We start from the raw sequence: 18,622 nt of genomic DNA on the forward strand, positions 1-18,622 counted from the left end.
CAGACAGCAAACCCGCCACAGCGGGCCCGCCTCAATGTCCGTTTCCTCAGGACCCAACAGTGTGTTCAACCAGCCCGAACCCCCGACACCCCGTTCCCACTCCCTCCACGAGGAGGGCGGTACTAGCGGCCCGGCGACCCGGTCCGGCTGACTAGCCAGTGCTCCACTAATGAGCGCGCCGAGCGTGGAACGTTCGCCCACGGACACGGCATGAACCACAGACCACCACGTGGCCTGCAGCCGATGCTCCTTAGAAAGGAGGTGATCCAGCCGCACCTTCCGGTACGGCTACCTTGTTACGACTTCGTCCCAATCGCCAGCCCCACCTTCGACCGCTCCCCCCAGCAAGCTGGTTGGGCCACGGGCTTCGGGTGTTGCCGACTTTCGTGACGTGACGGGCGGTGTGTACAAGGCCCGGGAACGTATTCACCGCAGCGTTGCTGATCTGCGATTACTAGCGACTCCGACTTCATGGGGTCGAGTTGCAGACCCCAATCCGAACTGAGACCGGCTTTTTGGGATTCGCTCCACCTCACGGTATCGCAACCCTCTGTACCGGCCATTGTAGCATGTTTGCAGCCCAAGACATAAGGGGCATGATGACTTGACGTCATCCCCACCTTCCTCCGAGTTGACCCCGGCAGTCTCCAATGAGTCCCCACCACCCCGAAGAGCGTGCTGGCAACATTGAACAAGGGTTGCGCTCGTTGCGGGACTTAACCCAACATCTCACGACACGAGCTGACGACAGCCATGCACCACCTGTCACCCGATCCGAAGAGGCACCCATCTCTGAGTGTTTCCGGGCGATGTCAAGCCTTGGTAAGGTTCTTCGCGTTGCGTCGAATTAAGCAACATGCTCCGCCGCTTGTGCGGGCCCCCGTCAATTCCTTTGAGTTTTAGCCTTGCGGCCGTACTCCCCAGGCGGGGCGCTTAATGCGTTAGCTACGGCGCGGAAACCGTGGAAGGTCCCCACACCTAGCGCCCAACGTTTACAGCGTGGACTACCAGGGTATCTAATCCTGTTCGCTCCCCACGCTTTCGCTCCTCAGCGTCAGGTAAGGCCCAGAGAACCGCCTTCGCCACCGGTGTTCCTCCTGATATCTGCGCATTTCACCGCTACACCAGGAATTCCGTTCTCCCCTACCTACCTCTAGCCAGCCCGTATCGAATGCAGACCTGGAGTTAAGCCCCAAGCTTTCACACCCGACGTGACAAGCCACCTACGAGCTCTTTACGCCCAATAATTCCGGACAACGCTTGCGCCCTACGTATTACCGCGGCTGCTGGCACGTAGTTAGCCGGCGCTTCTTCTGCAGGTACACGTCAACTTCGTCCCTGCTGAAAGAGGTTTACAACCCGAAGGCCGTCATCCCCCACGCGGCGTCGCTGCGTCAGGCTTTCGCCCATTGCGCAATATTCCCCACTGCTGCCTCCCGTAGGAGTCTGGGCCGTGTCTCAGTCCCAGTGTGGCCGGTCGCCCTCTCAGGCCGGCTACCCGTCGTCGCCTTGGTAGGCCGTTACCCCACCAACAAGCTGATAGGCCGCGAGTCCATCCCCAACCGAAAAAACTTTCCACCACCATCCCATGCGAGAAGTGGTCGTATCCGGTATTAGACCCAGTTTCCCGGGCTTATCCCAGAGTCAGGGGCAGGTTACTCACGTGTTACTCACCCGTTCGCCGCTCGAGTACCCCGAAGGGCCTTTCCGCTCGACTTGCATGTGTTAAGCACGCCGCCAGCGTTCGTCCTGAGCCAGGATCAAACTCTCCAAACAATGTTTGAGAAGTTTCTCCCGGCTGAAAGCACCCGCATCAACATGCGGATGTATCAACCAAAGGAATCCGTCCTCCCACCACAGGCGGGTCGGACGGGGTTGTGCTTCATGCACTGGCTTTTAACACACTGTTGAGTTCTCAAGAAACGGACGCGTTCTCCGTCTTCCTGGCCAGAAGGCCCGGCGTCCGGGGCGTTTCGTTCGTTCCGTTGTGCCTTTATTCTTTCAGGTCCGCGTTTTCGTGTCAAACCAGTCCGTTTCGAACCACTTGACTTGATCTCGCTTGCCTTACCGGAATTCCGGCCGCCCCGTTTCCGGAGCAACCCTTCTAACTTACTCCGACATCCTGCTGTTGTCCAAATCGATGGACGGAACCAGGTTTTCGGTGATCTTTTAGAGGGGGTGCAGGGGCTTGCCCTGCTTGAAGAACTCTAGCAGTCCGCTCGAGCTGCCATGACCCAATTCGCGGTAACAACTAGGTCTTCCCTGAGTCAGCGACTTCCAAACGCAAGAGTCCGGAGTCAACAGACTCCGGACTCTTGATCAAAACTCTGTCTCAGGTGTGTGCTCAGCCGGCGGGGAGTGCGGCGAGCTGAGCGGCAAGCCGTGCGATGTCCTGGTCGGCCTGCTCCGCGCGGGCTCGCACCTTGGCCACCACATCGTCAGGCGCCTTTGCCATGAACTGCTCGTTCCCAAGCTTCGCCGCCACCTGGTCGGCCTCCTTACGCGCCACGGCGAGATCCTTCTCCAGACGCTTACGCTCGGCGACCACGTCGATCGTGCCCGCTGTGTCGATCTCCACGACGATCCCGCCCACGTCAAGGCGTGCGGTAGCGGAGAACGGATCAGAGGGCGGGTCAAGCCGGAGCAGCGACCGAATGGCTCCTTCATGGGAGGCGAGAGCCGTACCGGCGAGTGACAGACGGGCGGCGACACGCTGACCGGGCTTGAGCCCCTGATCGGAGCGGAACCTGCGGACTTCGGTGACCAGGCCCTGAACGGCGAGGATCTCCTCCTCGGCCGAGGCGTCACGCAACGACTCCTGGACCGTGGGCCACGGCGCGACCACGATCGACTCACCTCCTGTGACCGCCCGCCACAGTTCTTCGGTGACGAACGGCACCAGCGGATGAAGCAGCCGCAGGAGCGAGTCGAAGACATGGCCCAGCACCAGCCGGGTGTGCTCCAGACCCGAGCCGATCTGAATCTTGGCGAGTTCCACGTACCAGTCGCAGACCTCATCCCAGGCGAAGTGGTAGAGCAGGTCGGAAATCTTGGCGAACTCGAATTCCTCAAAAGCCGTGTCCACCGACGAGACGATCTCCTGAAGGCGGGAGAGAATCCATCGGTCGGCCGCGGTCAGCTCCTCGACCGGAAGCTCGCCGACCGCTGCGCCGTTCATCAGCGCGAAGCGGGTGGCGTTCCAGATCTTGTTGCAGAAGTTGCGGGAACCGCCGGCCCACTCCTCGCTGATCGCGACGTCCGAGCCGGGGTTGGCACCGCGCAGCAGGGTGAATCGGGTGGCGTCGGCACCGAAGCGATCAACCCAGTCGAGTGGGTCCACGACGTTGCCGAACGACTTGGACATTTTCTTGCCGTACTGGTCGCGGACCATGCCGTGCAGGGCCACGGTACGGAACGGGGGCTGACCATCCATCGCGTAGATGCCGAACATCATCATCCGGGCCACCCAGAAGAACAGGATGTCGTAGCCGGTGACCAAGACGGATGTCGGGTAGAACCTGGCCAGCTCCGGTGTCTTCTCCGGCCAGCCCAGTGTGGAGAACGGCCACAGCCCGGAGGAGAACCAAGTGTCGAGCACATCGGGATCCTGGACGTAACCGGCGGGCGGCTCCTCATCCGGACCGACGCAGATGACCTCACCCGCCGGGCCGTACCAGACCGGGATTCGGTGTCCCCACCACAGCTGCCGCGAGATGCACCAGTCGTGCATGTCGTCGACCCAGTCGAAGTAGCGCTTGGCCAGCTCCGGCGGGTGGATCTTCGTCTGACCGTCACGGACAGCGTCACCCGCGGCCTTGGCCAACGGGGAGACGTTGACGAACCATTGGAGTGAGAGCCGGGGTTCCACCACGGTCTTACAGCGCGAGCAGTGGCCGACCGAGTGGAGGTAGGGCCGCTTCTCCGCGACGATCCGGCCCTCCTGGCGCAGGGCGGCCACGACCGCGGGCCGGGCCTCGAACCGGTCGAGTCCCTGGAAGGGGCCGTGAGCGGTGATCACGCCACGTTCGTCCATGACGGTCAGGGACGGCAGGGAGTGGCGACGGCCGATCTCGAAGTCGTTCGGATCGTGCGCCGGGGTGACCTTCACCGCGCCTGTGCCGAAGGCCGGGTCGACGTATTCGTCGGCCACGACCGGGACACGGCGCCCGGTGAGCGGGATCTCCACCTCACGGCCGATCAGGTGGGTGTAGCGCTCGTCGGAGGGGTGCACGGCCACGGCGGTGTCACCGAGCATGGTCTCGGCGCGGGTGGTCGCGACGACGACGGAGTCCTCGCCGTCGCCGTACCGGATCGAGACAAGCTCGCCCTCGTCGTCACTGTGCTCCACCTCGATGTCCGACAGGGCGGTCAGGCAGCGCGGGCACCAGTTGATGATGCGCTCGGCGCGGTAGATGAGCCCGTCGTCGAAGAGCTTCTTGAAGATCGTCTGAACGGCGCGGGAGAGCCCGGGATCCATGGTGAAGCGTTCGCGCGACCAGTCGACGCCGTCGCCGAGTTTCCTCATCTGGCCGAGGATCCGGCCGCCGGACTCCTCCTTCCACTGCCACACGCGCTCGGCGAAGGCCTCCCGTCCCAGGTCGTGCCGGGAGAGGCCGTCCCTGGCGATCTCACGTTCCACGACGTTCTGGGTGGCGATGCCGGCGTGGTCCATACCCGGCAGCCAGAGCGTCTCCTGGCCGCGCATGCGGGCGCGGCGGGTCAGGGCGTCCTGGATCGAGTGGTCGAGGGCGTGGCCGATGTGCAGGACACCGGTCACATTCGGCGGGGGCAGGACGATGCTGTACGGCTCGCGTTCGCTGCTCGGGTCCGCGGTGAAATATCCCTCCGATACCCAGCGCTCGTAGCTCCGGGTCTCCACGTCGGCGGGTGTGTACTGGGTGGGCAGCTCTGGCGTCGTCACGGTGTCCAATTCTAGGGACGTCCGGGTGGTTGATGTCCCATGGGCGCAAGACTTGCGAAAAGGGGCCCGACCGCTGGTCGGGCAAACCGCGCCCATGCGGGGACTACAGCCCTGTCGCACCGTTTCTTCCGATAACCCGGCGAAGGAGCCAGGGGCAGGGCGGTGGTGCGGGCCTGGGTCGGCAGGCCTGAAAACCGAGCCGGAGACAGCGTGGTCGAGGGCGGCGTCATCGAGTCGGTGCCTGAAACAGCGGCGCCCCCGCGAGTCTCCTCGCGGGGGCGCCGGCCGTACAGGCAGGTCTACGCGGACTTCTCGCGCGGCGTGCGCTGCTGCTTGTTGAGCTGGTCGCGCGGGACAAGCGTCGGGTTGACGTGCTCCAGCACCGACTCGCGGGTGATGACGACACGCGCCACGTCCTGGCGCGAAGGCACTTCGTACATCACCGAGAGGAGGACCTCCTCCAGGATGGCCCGGAGGCCACGGGCACCGGTGCCCCGGAGGATTCCCTGGTCGGCGATCGCCTCAAGGGCGTCGTCGGTGAACTCGAGCTCGACGTTGTCCAGCTCGAACAGGCGGCGATACTGCTTCACCAGAGCGTTGCGCGGCTCGGTGAGGATCTGGATGAGAGCCTCACGGTCGAGGTTCTGCACGCTCGTGATCGCCGGGAGACGGCCGACGAACTCGGGGATCATGCCGAACTTCAGCAGGTCCTCCGGCATGACATCGCCGAAGATGTCAGCGGTGTCGACGTCTTCCTTGGAGTGGATGATGGCGTTGAAGCCGATGCCCTTCCTGCCGACCCGGGACTCGATGATCTTTTCGAGGCCGGCGAAGGCACCGCCACAGATGAAGAGCACATTGGTGGTGTCGATCTGGATGAACTCCTGGTGAGGGTGCTTGCGCCCGCCCTGGGGCGGCACGCTCGCCGTGGTGCCCTCCAGTATCTTCAGCAGGGCCTGCTGCACGCCCTCGCCGGAGACGTCCCTGGTGATCGAGGGGTTCTCGCTCTTTCGAGCGATCTTGTCCACCTCGTCGATGTAGATGATGCCGGTCTCGGCCTTCTTGACGTCATAGTCAGCGGCCTGGATCAGCTTGAGAAGGATGTTCTCGACGTCTTCACCCACATAGCCCGCCTCCGTTAGGGCGGTGGCGTCGGCGATGGCGAACGGTACGTTCAGCATCTTCGCCAACGTCTGGGCGAGCAGTGTCTTGCCGGAGCCGGTCGGGCCCAGGAGCAGGATGTTGGACTTGGCCAGTTCGAGGCCGTCGTCGCGCCCACGCTCACCGGACTGCACACGCTTGTAGTGGTTGTAGACCGCCACGGAGAGAGCCTTCTTCGCCTGGTCCTGACCGATGACGTAGGCGTCGAGGAACTCGTAGATCTCTCTCGGCTTGGGCAGACTGTCCCACTTGAGCTCGGAGGACTCGCTGAGCTCCTCTTCGATGATCTCGTTGCAGAGATCGATGCACTCATCGCAGATGTATACGCCGGGTCCGGCGATGAGCTTCTTGACTTGCTTCTGACTCTTTCCACAGAAAGAGCACTTCAGCAGGTCTCCCCCGTCGCCGATGCGTGCCACCCCAGATACTCCTTTGCGTGGGACCGCCCTGGCTGTCGCGGTCCGTTTCTTCCGACCGGCCCGATACCCGGTACGAAAAGTCATCCCGCTCAGGTTTCGACGTTACCGTCTTCTGAGCCCTCAGTGAGCCCCCTAGCGGCGAGTCGCACCGGAACGTGCCCAATTGGGCACCGTTCCGGTGCGATGGGCCTCGTTAAGAGGCTATGGCCTTGGCGAGCTTCTTGCGGGACGGGATGATGTCGTCGATCAACCCGTACGCCTTCGCCTCTTCGGAATCAAGGATCTTGTCGCGCTCGATGTCCTTGCGGATCGCCGCGGGGTCCTTGCCCGAGTGCCTTGCCAACATCGACTCCAGCTGCGCGCGCATCCGCAGGATCTCCCGCGCCTGGATTTCGATGTCGCTTCCCTGGCCGCCGCCCTCGGTGGAGGGCTGGTGGATCAGGATGCGGGCGTTCGGCAGGGCGAACCGCTTGCCCGGGGTGCCACCGGCGAGCAGCACCGCCGCAGCGGAAGCCGCCTGCCCCAGGCAGACCGTCTGGATCTCCGGCCGGACGAACTGCATCGTGTCGTAAATCGCCGTCATGGCGGTGAACGAACCGCCCGGCGAGTTGATGTAGATGCTGATGTCACGGTCGGGGTCGAGCGACTCCAACGTCAGCAGCTGCGCCATGACGTCGTTGGCCGAGGCATCGTCCACCTGCACGCCGAGGAAGATGATGCGGTCCTCGAACAGCTTGGCGTACGGATTCATCTCCCGCATGCCGTACGACGTGCGTTCGGTGAAGGACGGAAGAACATAGCGGCCGTTGATGTCTCCCGGCCGGATCAACTCACTCACCTTGTGCCCCTTCAGGAGACGGCGCCCGAAGAGGGCACCTGTCGAGCGCTACGCACGACCTGGTCGATGAAACCGTAGTCCTTGGCCTCCTCGGCCGTGAACCAACGGTCACGGTCGGAGTCGGCCTCGATCTGGTCGAGGTTCTGGCCGGTGTGGAAGGCGATGCGCTCGGCAAGGGTCTTCTTGACGTAGAGCATCTGCTCCGCCTGGATGGCGATGTCGGCAGCGGTGCCGCCGATGCCTCCGGACGGCTGGTGCATCATGATGCGGGCGTGCGGCAGAGCGTAGCGCTTGCCCCGCTCGCCGGCGCAGAGGAGGAACTGGCCCATGGAGGCGGCCAGGCCCATCGCGACCGTGCACACGTTGTTAGGCACGTATTCCATCATGTCGTAGATCGCCATACCGGCGGTCACCGATCCACCTGGCGAATTGATGTAGAGCCAGATGTCCCGGTCAGGGTCGTCCGCGGCGAGCAAGAGCAGCTCGGCACAGATCCGGTTGGCGATCTCGTCGTTGACCTGAGTGCCCAGCACGATGATGCGCTCACGCAGCAGCCGCTGGTAGAGCTGGTCTTCGAGCCTGAACGAGCCGTTCGGCTGGCTCATCGACTCGGGCCCGGAGCCGGTCGGCTGGTAGAAGGTCGGCGGGCTGGTCACAGCGTCACCTTCCGATGCGTCGTAATCGATTGGCTTTGCTTGTGACCTTAACGCGCGCCGCCTACCGGACATGCCCCCTCAACGTGCTGTTCGCTGACGGCGCATGCTCGTCACCTCGCCCCAAGCCCCTTCTTGCGCCCCTTCGAGCCCGTTTTCCGCCCGGGTCGTCCCACGTGTCGGGACTCATCTCGGTCCCTGCACACGACTCAGAAGCCGGACCACATATTTGACTGATTTTTTCCCGCACACTGCCCCTTCCGGGGGGAGAACCGCCTCTGGAAGGGAACGCAGGCACCCTCGGTGCCTCTCAGCCGGCCCCCGCGTCTCACAGCGGAGAGGGGGCGGCACGAGAAAAGCGGGACGGGAAACGACGACGCCCCCACCGCGCCTGCGCGGTGGGGGCGTCGTCGTTTGTCGCGGCTGAGCCTACTTCGCGGCCTCAGCGGTCTCCTCAGCGGTCTCCTCGGTCGGCTCCTCGCCGGCCTCCTCACCGTTGATCTCGGTGTAGATGGCCTTGAGGTCCACCTCGTTGCCGGCCTCGTCGGTGACCTTGGCGGCGTCACCGACAACGCTCTTGGCCTTGTCACGGACGATCTCGACCATGGCCAGGGTGAGCTGGTCGTTGTCGGCGAGGTGCTGGGCGAGCGTGTTCGGGGCGACGTTCATCTGCATGGCGCGGCGCACCACGAAGTTGGTCAGCTCCTGCTCGCTGACACCGAGCTCCTCGGCCTTGACGATCTTGTCGAGGACGAAGCCGGTCTTGAGCGCCTTGGCCGCGGTCTCGTCGAACTCGGCGTAACGCTCCTCCTCGGTGGTCTGGTAGAGGCGGAAGTACGCCTCCTTGCTCAGCCCACTCTCGGCGATCTGGTGCTCAAGGTTGTGCCTGCGGTTGTCGACCTCGGCCTTGAGCGCGCTGTCCGGCAGCGGAATGTCGATCTTGGCGAGAAGGGCGTCGAGGGCGTTCTCACGGGCCTGGACGACCTGGTCGATCAGCTTGTTGCGGCGGGCCTGCTCCCGGACGCTGTCCTTGAGCTCGTCGAGGCTGTCGAACTCGCTGGCCAGCTGGGCGAACTCGTCGTCGAGCTCGGGGAGGACCTTCTCCTTGACGCTCTTGATGGTGATGGTGACCACGGCCTCCTCGCCGGCGTTCTCGCCGCCGACCAGGTTGGTGGTGAACTCCTTGGTGTCACCGGCGGACATGCCGACCAGCGCGTCGTCCAGGCCCTGCAGCACCGAGCCGGCGCCGACCTCGTAGGAGACGTCGTTGGCCTGCTGCTCCTCGATGTTCACACCATCGATCGCGGCGGCGAGGTCCATGACGACGTAGTCGGCGTTGGCGGCGGCGCGCTCGACGCCGGTCAGCGTCGCGAACCGCTGGCGCAGGCCGTCCAGCTGGGCGTCGATGTCCTCGTCGGACACCTCGGCGGCCGGGACGGTGACCTCAAGGCCCTGGTAGTCGGGAACGTCGAAGTTAGGACGGATGTCCACCTCGGCGGTGAACTCGACCTGCTCGCCGTCCTCGATCTTGGTGACCTCGATCTCCGGCTGGCTGACCGGGAAGATGTCGCTCGCGTCGACGGCCTGGCCGTAGAGCTTGGGCACGGCGTCGTTGAGGGTCTCCTCCAGCACCACCGCGCGGCCGAAGCGCTGCTCGATGATCCGGGCCGGAACCTTGCCCGGCCGGAAGCCGGGGACGCGCACCTGCTGCGCGACCTTCTTGTACGCCGCCTGCAGGCTCTCGCCGAGCTCCTCGAACGGCACCTCGACAGTGAGCTTGACCCGGGTCGGGCTGAGCTCCTCCACAGCGGTCTTCACGGGGTGGTCTCCTTGATCAAGCTTCGAGTGATCGCGGGCGCGTCAAGTCGTACGGCTACCGCGGCAAGCTCGCGCGCCGCGCCCACATGAGCGGCACCGGGCACAGCCGTCGAGACATGCGAGATTAGGGCATGCTCCACTGTGGCGGGTGTCCAGCGCCGCTGGCCAGTCTAGGGCAGACCTACACCTTGGAGCGACCGCTGCCTGTTCAGTTCTCCTTGATAATGCGCCGCAGGATGTCGGTTGTCTCACTTGGAGTGGTGCTTACCGCGCACAGCCGTTCCATGACCTCGCTGTAACGGTCGACTTCCTCGCGTTTGTCCAGGTAGAGGGCGCTGGCCAGCTGCTCGACGTAGACCACGTCGGGCAGCTCGGGGTCGTGGAAGCGCAACACGCTGAAGGCGCCGCCCTCGGCGTTGTGACCCCCGTAGCTGAACGGCATCACCTGGATCGTGACATTGGTCCGGCGCATGAGGTCCAGCAGGTGCTCCAGCTGGGCCTGCATGACCTCGGTACCGCCGATGGGACGCCGCAGTGCCGCCTCGTCGATGACCGCCCAGAAGAACGGCCCGTCGGTCCGGTTGAGCACCTGCTGGCGCTCCATCCGCAGGTCGACACGGCGGGCGATCTCCTCAGGGGCGACTCCGGCGCTCCCCGCGGTGATGACCGCCCTGGCGTACGCCTCCGTCTGGAGGAGGCCGGGCACGAACTGCACCTCGTAGGTGCGGATCCGGGACGCCCCCTCCTCCAGGCCGACGTAGGTCTGGAACCACGAGGGCAACAGGTCGTTGAAGCGATGCCACCAACCGGGCTCGTTCGCCCTGAGCAGGAGGTCCATCACCGCGGACCGTGCCGCCTCGTCCTGGACACCGTAAAAGGTCAGCAGGTCCGCGACGTCGCGCTCTCTCAGGCCGACCCGGCCGAGCTCCATCCTGCTGATCTTCGATTCGGAACCGCGGATCAGGTGACCCGCCTCTTCCCGGGACAATCCTCTGGCCTCGCGCAGCCGCCGCAGCTGGGAGCCTAGGAGGATACGCAGTGCTGTGGGACCTGATCCCGGTTGAACCTGCGTCACTTCGGCTCCCTCTTGACTTGGGCCAGCGCACACAGTGTCACTACTTCCGGCCTCGATGACAAGGTCTCAAGACCGTGTCCGATTCACCAATCCGTCGCCGTAACCGCCCATGCCGCTGCACATTGCACCTGCACGTGCATTTGGGTCTTGCAGCGGACGTTCCGGTGACCCATGATGGCTTAGTGCATATTGGGCTTATGGTGCACAGGCTCTGAAAACTCACAATGAGCACGGAGACTCACGATGGCAGCGGGAGGTACCGGCAGGATGGTGGAGGAGCCACAATCGGCTGTCGACTACCTGCAGGTGACTCGCGACATCGGCTTCGACGACCTCCTCGCGGCCAACCATTCCGACGCCACGGCGTGCCCGCTCCCCCGGCAGGCCGATTCGGTGAAGACCGCCCGGGATGTGACCAGATCGACGCTGAGCGACTGGGGCCTGTCCGAGCTGAGCGATGACGCGGCGCTGGTGGTTTCGGAACTGGTGACGAACGCGGTCCGTTACGCGCTGTGCCCGCCCAGTCAGATCGAGGCGACCCCGATCACCCTGATGCTGCTGCGCCTGAGCCCCCACGTGCTCCTCGCCGTGGCCGATCCCAGCAACGAGGTCCCCACTCCCAAGAAGCCGGACTTCATCTCCGAGAACGGCCGGGGGCTCTACATCGTGGAGACCTACAGTCAGTGCTGGGGCTGGGACCACCTCAACCGCGGCGGCAAGGCCGTCTGGGCCCTCTTCAGCGGCACCGTCTGAGCCGCTCACCGTCCAGGCCGCTCCACATCGCCGGTCTCCGCCACATGCCGGTCTCCGCCGTACGGCCATCGCCCCCGGAACGCGAAAGGCCGCCTCCGAAGATCGGAAACGGCCTCTAGCTGGCACTACGTGTCGGGGTGACAGGATTTGAACCTGCGGCCCCCTGCTCCCAAAGCAGGTGCGCTACCAAACTGCGCCACACCCCGGTCCGTCGGGTGCGCGCTCGCTCCGGAACTCCGGTACGATTACGCCCTGACGACCGGATGAAGTCTAGACCAGACTGACACCGGCTCGCGCGGACGTAGCTCAATGGTAGAGCCCCAGTCTTCCAAACTGGCTACGCGGGTTCGATTCCCGTCGTCCGCTCAGATGGCAGAAGGCCAGGTCAACCGGCATCCGGCGACCTGGCCTTCTGCTTTCCACTAAAATTTTATGATCTTCCGTGCCACTGGCCTTTTCGTGCCTCTTGGCGTGGCGTTCTTCCGTGCCGCCTTGAGTGCCTGGCCCAACGCCTCAGCGATCACCTTGTCTCGGTCCTGGCTGACGTGCTGATGGATCAACGCCGCCCGCGCCGAGGCGTGCCCCATACGAGTCATCAGCTCCTTGGGGCTCGCTCCGTTCGCCGCCGCCAGGGTGTTGCCGACGTGCCGGAGATCATGAAAGTGGAGATTCGGAAGCTTCACGCCGGCCTGTACCTTTCTCCAGATCCGGCGGTGGTCGCGGCCGGGGTCGAGTATCAGGTCTGGACGGATCTCCAGGACTCCACAGTCGCTTCGGCAATGGTTTCGATGTGGTGCCCGTACGCCAGATGCCCATCAGACACGAAGCTGCCGTCCCTGAACGGCAACCCGCAGAACGTGGCGCGGAAGTACCCGGGAGATCCGCCCGGCGGGAGCGGCGCGTACGCCGCCAACGGCCTCATGTCGTAGCTCGACTGTGCGCCGTGCCTGTTCCGTGCCACCTGATGAGCCGCCACGCGAAGCAGCGCGTCAAGGCCCTTGTCCACGTAGAGCTGCAGCCGGCGGAACTGACCGTCGAGGTACTTCTCATGGGCTCTGGAAGGATGCTGCAGGAGATACGCGCAGACCACAGGCGCGTGCCACCTGTACATCTGAGGATCGGCCTGCTCCTCAGCCAGGATCGCATGGTAGTAGTCTGCGCACACGCCCAGCGGGCCGGCGATCGCACCGCAGTCGCACTGACCCGTGCCGGGGCTGTCTGTCATGGTCGGCAACATAGGTGGCCAGCAACAGCCTTGTCGACGGCATTTCGTGCTACCACGCTGACACACGAAGACGGCCTTGCCCCTCCGGGGGACGAGGCAGGCGGGAAGATCAGGCGGGTGAGGTGCGTGCGTCCGCACGGGGTTCTCAGAAGGCCCCTCGAGCACCCGGCTCCGCCGTCCACGTTGACGCGCGTGACCTTGGGAACCGTCGGCGGGAGCCCGCCGTGGTGGGCGACGACCCACGCCTCGCCGCCGTCCGAGAGGGCACGGAACGCAGCGATCTCGGCACATACCTCATGTATCGGTACAGCATCATGAGATCAACAAATATCTAGAAATCTCCGTCAAGTGCGGACTCAGCCATAGATCATTCTTTACGATTCTCCAAGAACGGCAGTCAAGTCGCACTGGAGGAGAACGTGACGGAGTTCGACGGCGTCATCATCGGTGGCGGTCACAACGGGCTCACGTGCGCCGCCTATCTCGCCAGGGCGGGCCTGTCCGTCGCGGTCGTCGAGCGCAACGACGAGGCGGGCGGCGGCTGCAGCACCCAGGAGCTGACCCTCCCCGGATTCCGGCACAACACCCACAGCAGCTACCACTTCCTGGAGGAGGGGCCGGTGCCGGCCGACCTCGAACTCCAGCGGTACGGCCTGCGCTACGTCTATCCCGAGACACAGCACTCCACGATCTTCAGGGACGGCAGGGCGATCACGGTCTACACCGACCCCAAGCGCACCGCCGAGTCCTTCGCCAGGTTCTCCCGCGCCGACGCGGACCGGTGGCTGGAGTTACACGAGCGCTACGCCGAGGCGGCCAGGGACCTGATGAACGGCTTCCTGTACTCCAGGCCGCTGCCACCTCCGATACTCGCCGAACGGCTCCAGGGCGAGCTGGGCCGGGATCTGCTGAGCTACATGCCTCTGTCGCTGTATGAGGCGGTGGACAGAAACTTCGAGAGCGAACAGGTCAGGGTGCTGTTCAAGTCCTTCCTGCACGCCATCTCGATCGAGAACGTACCCGGGACCGGCGGTTTCTTCCCTCGTCTGCTCTCCCGCATCGCGCGGCTCGGCGTGCCCGTGGGGGGCGCCGTGAACGTGGCGAACGCGCTGCGCGGCGTCATCGAGGAGCACGGTGGCACGGTGATCACCGGAGCGCACGCCGAGCGGATCCTGGTCGACGACGGCAGGGCCGTCGGAGTGAAGCTGGCCACCGGCGACCTCCTCGGCGCACGGCGGTTCGTGGCCAGCGCGGTGGACGCCCCCCAGACGGTACGGCTGGCGGGGCCGGAGAACTTCGGCACCGAGATCGCGGCCAAGGTCGAGGACTACAGGTGGGCCGGGCACAGTCTCGTCACCCTGCACCTCGCGCTCCAGGAGGCGCCGCGGTATCGGGCGGCCGAGTTCGAGCCCGATGTGGACCGGGCCTTCCTCGTCGTCCTCGGCGCCGACGACAGCGAGCAGCTCGGCCGTACCTTCGACCAGATCCACCAGGGGCGACTCCCCGACCGGTTGGCTGGCAACGGCGCGTGCCCCTCGCTGTTCGACCCCTCCTATGCCCCGGACGGCAAGCATGTGGCCTTCTGGTGGCCGTGGGCCCCCTACGACCTCGACGGCGACCCGGAGAACTGGGACCGGCAGCGCGCGGAGGTGGGCGAGCGGTTGCTGTCGGAGTGGGCCGAATACGCGCCCAACCTCGCCCGGGGCTCGGTGCTCGGCAAACGGGTCTTCTCACCACTCGATATCGAGCGGCACTGCGTCAACATGGTCCGCGGCAGTCACCATGTCGGTGCCTACGAGCCCGCCCAACTGGGCGGCAACCGGCCGGTCCCCGAGCTCGGGCAGTATCGCACCCCGATCGACGGCCTCTACCTCTGCGGCGCGAGCAGCCACCCCGGCGGCTCGGTCTCCGCGGCGCCCGGGTACAACGGCGCCAACGCCATCGCCGAGGACCTCGGTCTCACCACCTGGTGGACTCCCGTACCGGCCCCGCGGTGGAGCGAATGAACCGTCAGTTCGTCACCAAAGACCCGGCTGCCGCGGCCTCGCGGATGAGCAGCCCCGCCACCATGCACGAGCAGCTGTCGCTGCTCAACGCGGCGAGCAAGCGGATCGGCAGCACCCTCGACATGTTCGAGACCGGCAGGGAGCTGATGGACGTCGCCGTACCGCGCTTCGCGGACGCGGCGGGCGTCCTCGTCCAGGACCGGCTCATGACCGACGGGGAGTTCCCGCAGCGTGGCACCGACGGCACGGCACTGGTGCGGCGGATCGCGGTCGGTGTGTCCGACCCCGAGCCCGGCGAGTACGCCAGGGCGTTCCCGGTGAACGAGGTCGCCGCCTACGAGGCGTGGACGCCCTACGCCCGATGCATGGCCACCGGCAACCCGATCCTCTACCCCCGCCTGGGCCGTCGGACCGCCGAGGAGATCGGGCGGTTCTGGAAGCGCGACTCGGTGTCCCGGGTGCTGGAGGACAGCTCGTTCCTGGTGGTCCCGTTGAAGGCCCGCGGCCAGGTGCTGGGCTTCGTGATCTTCACCCGCCGGCCCGACACCGAGCCCTTCGAGGAGCAGGACATCGCCCTCGGCGAGGAGCTGGCGGCCAGGACCGCGGTCTGCCTGGACAACGCCCGGCTCTACAACCGCGAGCGCCGTACCGCGCTGACCCTGCAGAGCAGTCTGCTCCCGGCCGATCTCTACCAGCCGCTGGGTCTGACGATCGCCTCTCGCTACCTGCCCGCGAGCGATCTGGTGGGGGTGGGCGGCGACTGGTACGACGTGATCCCGCTGCCCGGCTGCCGGGTCGCTCTCGTGGTCGGCGACGTCATGGGCCACGGCATCAGGGCGGCCGCCACGATGGGCCAGCTCCGCACGGCCGCCCGCACGCTGGCCAGCCTCGACCTCAGCCCTGCCGAGGTGCTGTTCCGGCTCAACCGGATGAGCCAGGACCTGGACGCCACCCAGATCGCGACATGCGTCTACGCCACCTACGACCCGGTCACGAGGAGCTGCGCGATCGCCTCCGCGGGGCACATGCCGCCGATCCTGGTACGGCCGGGCGAAAGGCCCGAACGGCTGGAGTTGCCCCCCGGGCTCCCCCTGGGCATCGGCAACGAGACGGTCGAGATGCACGAACTCGTCCTCCCCCACGACGCCCTCCTGGCCTTCTACACCGACGGCCTGGTGGAGAGCCGGGACCGTGACATCGACGAGGGCATCGGCATGGTGTGCGATCTGCTCGCCGACCGGAACCAGGACCTGGAGGAGGTCTGCGACCGCACGATCGACGCGCAGCGCCCGGGACACGAACGCGACGACATCGCGCTGCTGCTGGCCCGGGTGCGTGAGCTGGGGGAGGATGACATCGTCGAGATCATGCTGCCCCCGGATCCCCGCTCCGCCTCGACGGCCCGCCGCTCCATCCGCGCCACACTGGCCGAGTGGCGGCTGGACGCGATCGCCGACGCCGCCGAACTCATGATCAGCGAACTGGTGACCAACGCGATCAAGCATGGTTCGGGCACGGTCGGGTTGCGTCTGCTCCGCGGTCCCACGCTCGTGTGCGAGGTGACCGACCACTCCCTCGTGATGCCGGTCATGCGCGAGGCCGGGAGTGAGGACGACACCGGCCGGGGACTCCACCTCATCAACTGGCTCGCGCACCGCTGGGGCTCCCGTGTGACGCCCAAGGGCAAGGTCGTCTGGGTGGAGCAGAGTCTGCCGTGAGGTGGGACGCCGGGCGTGAGGTCAGGAGAACGCCCTCTGCTTCAGGGCGGGGAAACGCCCTGCCGCGCGCAGGAAGGTCTTGAACCCGATCCGGGCCATCGCGTTCTCGTCCACGAACTGCCTGGCCGCCTTGAGGGATTCACGCACGGCGGCGAAGCCGTACTCGCGCATCTGCGTCTCGTAGCCGGCGATGGCCTCGATGACGTCTCCCCCGCCGGTGATCGCGAGGAAGAGCAGGCGTGCGTCGCGCAGGGCGATGTTGGCCCCGATGCCCCGCATCGGGGTCATGCTGTGGATGGCGTCGCCGAGCAGGGTGATGTTCGTGGCGGGCCACGGGTCGATCGGCACCGAGGTCCTGATCGGCAGCAGGGAGACGGTGTCCGGATCGGCCAGGGTGACCAGCGTCCGCAGGTCCGGGTGCCAGCCGGCGGTCATCCGGGCCACGGTCTCCTTGAGCCGGTCGGCTCCCATCTCCGCGATGTCACCGGGGAAGCGTCCGTCCGCGGCGCCGTAGGCCCACATGACGTAGCCGGCGGTGTTGTCGTAGAGCGCGCCCTCCCGCTCGGTGCTCCCGATCCCGGAGGGCAGGACCGAGTCGCCGAGTTCGTGCGGGGCGGTGAACATGCCGCATCCCCGCTGGGGGATGACCATGTTGGGCCCCTTCCACAGGCGGTCGGCGATCAGCCCCCGCGTCTCGCCGGTGAGGGGGAACTTGCCCGCGACGGTGACGATGCCGGTGTCGATCCGCTGGGCGTGCGGCAGATACTGCCGCCTGACCCGGGAGTTGCCGCCGTCCGCGGCCACGACGATGTCGGCGGTCGCGGTGGATCCGTCGGCGAAGTGCAGGGTGACGGTCCCGTCTGCTTCCCGGGTGTAGCGCTCGTAGGTCTTGCCGAAGCGGACGACGCCGGTGAGCCCGGACAGCAGCACCTGGCGGAGCGTGATCCGGCTGACCGACTGGTGGGAGTCCACCGGGTCGGTGGCCTGCGGGGTCTCCAGCAGGAGCAGCGGCGCCATCCGCTCGGTGAGGAAGCCGAAGTCCTGCCCGCTCGTGCCGGCGGTGGCGAGGAACGCCTCCCAGAGCTCGGCGGGCAGGCAGTCGCGGAGCGCGTGGGCCCCGTCGGGGTCGATGTGGACGCGATAGCCCTGAAGCCGGTCGCCGGGAGTGCGGTCACGCTCGTAGACCGTCACGTCCACTCCCGCTCCGTGCAGCCCCTGTGCCAGGCAGAGCCCGCCGATGCCACCGCCGATGATCGCCACTCGTGGGTTCGTCATAACCCTCACTATCAACCGCACGGATAAAACTGTCAACCATACGGATGATAAATTCATCTCGATAGTTGACAGTGCTACGGTGAAGCATGGACAAGAGCCCTCGCCGCGCTCCGGCCGAGCGCCGACGCGATCCCGAGCGCACCAGGGAGCGCATCATGGCGGCCGCCAAGGCCGAGTTCTCCGCCAAGGGGTTCGCCGGAGCGAGGGTCAGCGAGATCGCCGCCAGAGCCGGGGTGAACAAGCAGCTCATCTCCTATTACTTCGGCGGCAAGGAAGGGCTCTACCACGAGCTCACCGGCGACTGGCAGCGCCGGGAGAGGGCAGCGGACGTGACCTCGCTCCCGCTGGCCGAGCTCGTGCCGTACTACGTCACAGCCACCGTCCGCGACCGCGACCTCGCCAGGATCCTCATCTGGGAAGGACTGGAGGACCGCGGCGGGGAGAACCCCGACCTGGTGGAGGACATGCGACGCAATCTGGAGGGTCTGCGCGAGCGCCAGCGCGCGGGGGAGTTCCCCGAGGACCTCGACCCCGCCCATCTGCTGCTCATGCTCTTCTCCGCGGCCAGCGCGGGAGCGGTCTTCCCCCAGCTGGTCCGCGCGATCTGCGGCGAGGACCCTGCGTCGGAGGAGTTCGCCGGGCGGTACGGCGAGCAGCTCTCCCGCCTGCTCCGCCACCTCCAGAACAGTCCGGATACCAGCTGACGGCGGAGGCGGCCTCGCCTGCCCGCCCCTCCATCGCGTGGCGGGGACCACACCGA

12 protein-coding genes, 2 tRNA genes and 1 rRNA gene are annotated in these 18,622 nt (G+C 65.9%); 5 read left to right on the forward strand and 10 right to left on the reverse strand.

Annotated features, from left to right (window positions below; translation table 11 throughout):
- Window positions 1-254: 254 nt before the first annotated feature.
- The 7 genes from FHR32_RS03475 to FHR32_RS03505 form a co-directional block, all read right to left on the reverse strand.
- Window positions 255-1,776 (reverse strand): 16S ribosomal RNA (locus FHR32_RS03475).
- A 568-nt stretch (window positions 1,777-2,344) separates the two neighbouring features.
- The gene (locus tag FHR32_RS03480) at window positions 2,345-4,930 is read right to left on the reverse strand and encodes a valine--tRNA ligase (RefSeq protein WP_184752910.1); all 2,586 of its coding nucleotides are present in this window, start codon (window positions 4,928-4,930) and stop codon (window positions 2,345-2,347) included.
- Between the two features lie 290 nt (window positions 4,931-5,220).
- Complete coding sequence (gene clpX / locus FHR32_RS03485; RefSeq protein ID WP_184752913.1) at window positions 5,221-6,501, reverse strand: ATP-dependent Clp protease ATP-binding subunit ClpX; 1,281 nt, start codon at window positions 6,499-6,501, stop codon at window positions 5,221-5,223.
- Window positions 6,502-6,694: 193 nt separating this feature from the next.
- Window positions 6,695-7,339 (reverse strand): ATP-dependent Clp protease proteolytic subunit, encoded by a 645-nt coding sequence (locus FHR32_RS03490; RefSeq protein WP_184752914.1) that lies wholly within the window; start codon window positions 7,337-7,339, stop codon window positions 6,695-6,697.
- A gap of 11 nt (window positions 7,340-7,350) precedes the next feature.
- On the reverse strand, window positions 7,351-7,995 hold the full coding sequence (locus FHR32_RS03495) for a ClpP family protease (RefSeq protein ID WP_312881951.1): 645 nt from the start codon (window positions 7,993-7,995) through the stop codon (window positions 7,351-7,353).
- 426 nt (window positions 7,996-8,421) lie between these two features.
- Window positions 8,422-9,810, reverse strand: a complete 1,389-nt coding sequence (tig, locus tag FHR32_RS03500; protein WP_184752916.1) for a trigger factor — start codon at window positions 9,808-9,810, stop codon at window positions 8,422-8,424.
- 208 nt (window positions 9,811-10,018) lie between these two features.
- Entirely contained in the window at window positions 10,019-10,885 is an 867-nt protein-coding gene (locus FHR32_RS03505; RefSeq protein ID WP_184752919.1) for a Sco1979 family transcriptional regulator, read from the reverse strand.
- 243 nt (window positions 10,886-11,128) lie between these two features.
- Between FHR32_RS03505 and FHR32_RS03510 the strand changes: the two genes are divergently transcribed.
- Window positions 11,129-11,638: an ATP-binding protein gene (locus FHR32_RS03510; protein ID WP_246465940.1), complete on the forward strand. Its 510-nt coding sequence runs from the start codon at window positions 11,129-11,131 to the stop codon at window positions 11,636-11,638.
- A gap of 132 nt (window positions 11,639-11,770) precedes the next feature.
- On the opposite strand, the gene FHR32_RS03515 is transcribed toward FHR32_RS03510, so the two are convergent.
- A tRNA-Pro gene (locus FHR32_RS03515) sits at window positions 11,771-11,844 on the reverse strand.
- An 89-nt stretch (window positions 11,845-11,933) separates the two neighbouring features.
- Between FHR32_RS03515 and FHR32_RS03520 the strand changes: the two genes are divergently transcribed.
- Window positions 11,934-12,004: transfer RNA gene (locus tag FHR32_RS03520), tRNA-Gly, on the forward strand.
- Between the two features lie 370 nt (window positions 12,005-12,374).
- Here FHR32_RS03520 and FHR32_RS03525 read toward each other — a convergent pair.
- On the reverse strand, window positions 12,375-12,863 hold the full coding sequence (locus FHR32_RS03525) for a DUF5946 family protein (RefSeq protein ID WP_184752921.1): 489 nt from the start codon (window positions 12,861-12,863) through the stop codon (window positions 12,375-12,377).
- A gap of 419 nt (window positions 12,864-13,282) precedes the next feature.
- Between FHR32_RS03525 and FHR32_RS03530 the strand changes: the two genes are divergently transcribed.
- Both FHR32_RS03530 and FHR32_RS03535 read left to right on the forward strand, forming a co-directional pair.
- Complete coding sequence (locus FHR32_RS03530) at window positions 13,283-14,869, forward strand: phytoene desaturase family protein (RefSeq protein WP_184752923.1); 1,587 nt, start codon at window positions 13,283-13,285, stop codon at window positions 14,867-14,869.
- Window positions 14,866-16,587 (forward strand): ATP-binding SpoIIE family protein phosphatase, encoded by a 1,722-nt coding sequence (locus tag FHR32_RS03535; protein WP_184752925.1) that lies wholly within the window; start codon window positions 14,866-14,868, stop codon window positions 16,585-16,587. Before FHR32_RS03530 ends, FHR32_RS03535 begins: the two co-directional genes overlap by 4 nt.
- Window positions 16,588-16,608: 21 nt before the next feature.
- Here the strand turns inward: FHR32_RS03535 and FHR32_RS03540 are convergent, their stop codons facing one another.
- The gene (locus FHR32_RS03540) at window positions 16,609-17,862 is read right to left on the reverse strand and encodes an FAD-dependent oxidoreductase (RefSeq protein ID WP_184752927.1); all 1,254 of its coding nucleotides are present in this window, start codon (window positions 17,860-17,862) and stop codon (window positions 16,609-16,611) included.
- 86 nt (window positions 17,863-17,948) lie between these two features.
- On the opposite strand from FHR32_RS03540, the gene FHR32_RS03545 reads away from it, so the two are divergent.
- A complete protein-coding gene (locus FHR32_RS03545) occupies window positions 17,949-18,566 on the forward strand; it encodes a TetR/AcrR family transcriptional regulator (protein WP_184752929.1) in 618 nt (205 codons plus the stop codon).
- Window positions 18,567-18,622 lie beyond the last annotated feature (56 nt).

It is taken from the genome of Streptosporangium album (assembly GCF_014203795.1).
GTDB classification, from domain to species: Bacteria; Actinomycetota; Actinomycetes; order Streptosporangiales; family Streptosporangiaceae; genus Streptosporangium; species Streptosporangium album.

Excerpts from the sequence above, each read along its gene's own strand:
- FHR32_RS03510 (WP_246465940.1), top strand. The coding sequence starts at position 11,129 with ATGGCAGCGGGAGGTACCGGCAGGATGGTGGAGGAGCCACAATCGGCT.
- FHR32_RS03525 (WP_184752921.1), bottom strand. The coding sequence starts at position 12,863 with ATGACAGACAGCCCCGGCACGGGTCAGTGCGACTGCGGTGCGATCGCC.
- FHR32_RS03535 (WP_184752925.1), top strand. The coding sequence starts at position 14,866 with ATGAACCGTCAGTTCGTCACCAAAGACCCGGCTGCCGCGGCCTCGCGG.
- FHR32_RS03540 (WP_184752927.1), bottom strand. The coding sequence starts at position 17,862 with ATGACGAACCCACGAGTGGCGATCATCGGCGGTGGCATCGGCGGGCTC.
- FHR32_RS03545 (WP_184752929.1), top strand. The coding sequence starts at position 17,949 with ATGGACAAGAGCCCTCGCCGCGCTCCGGCCGAGCGCCGACGCGATCCC.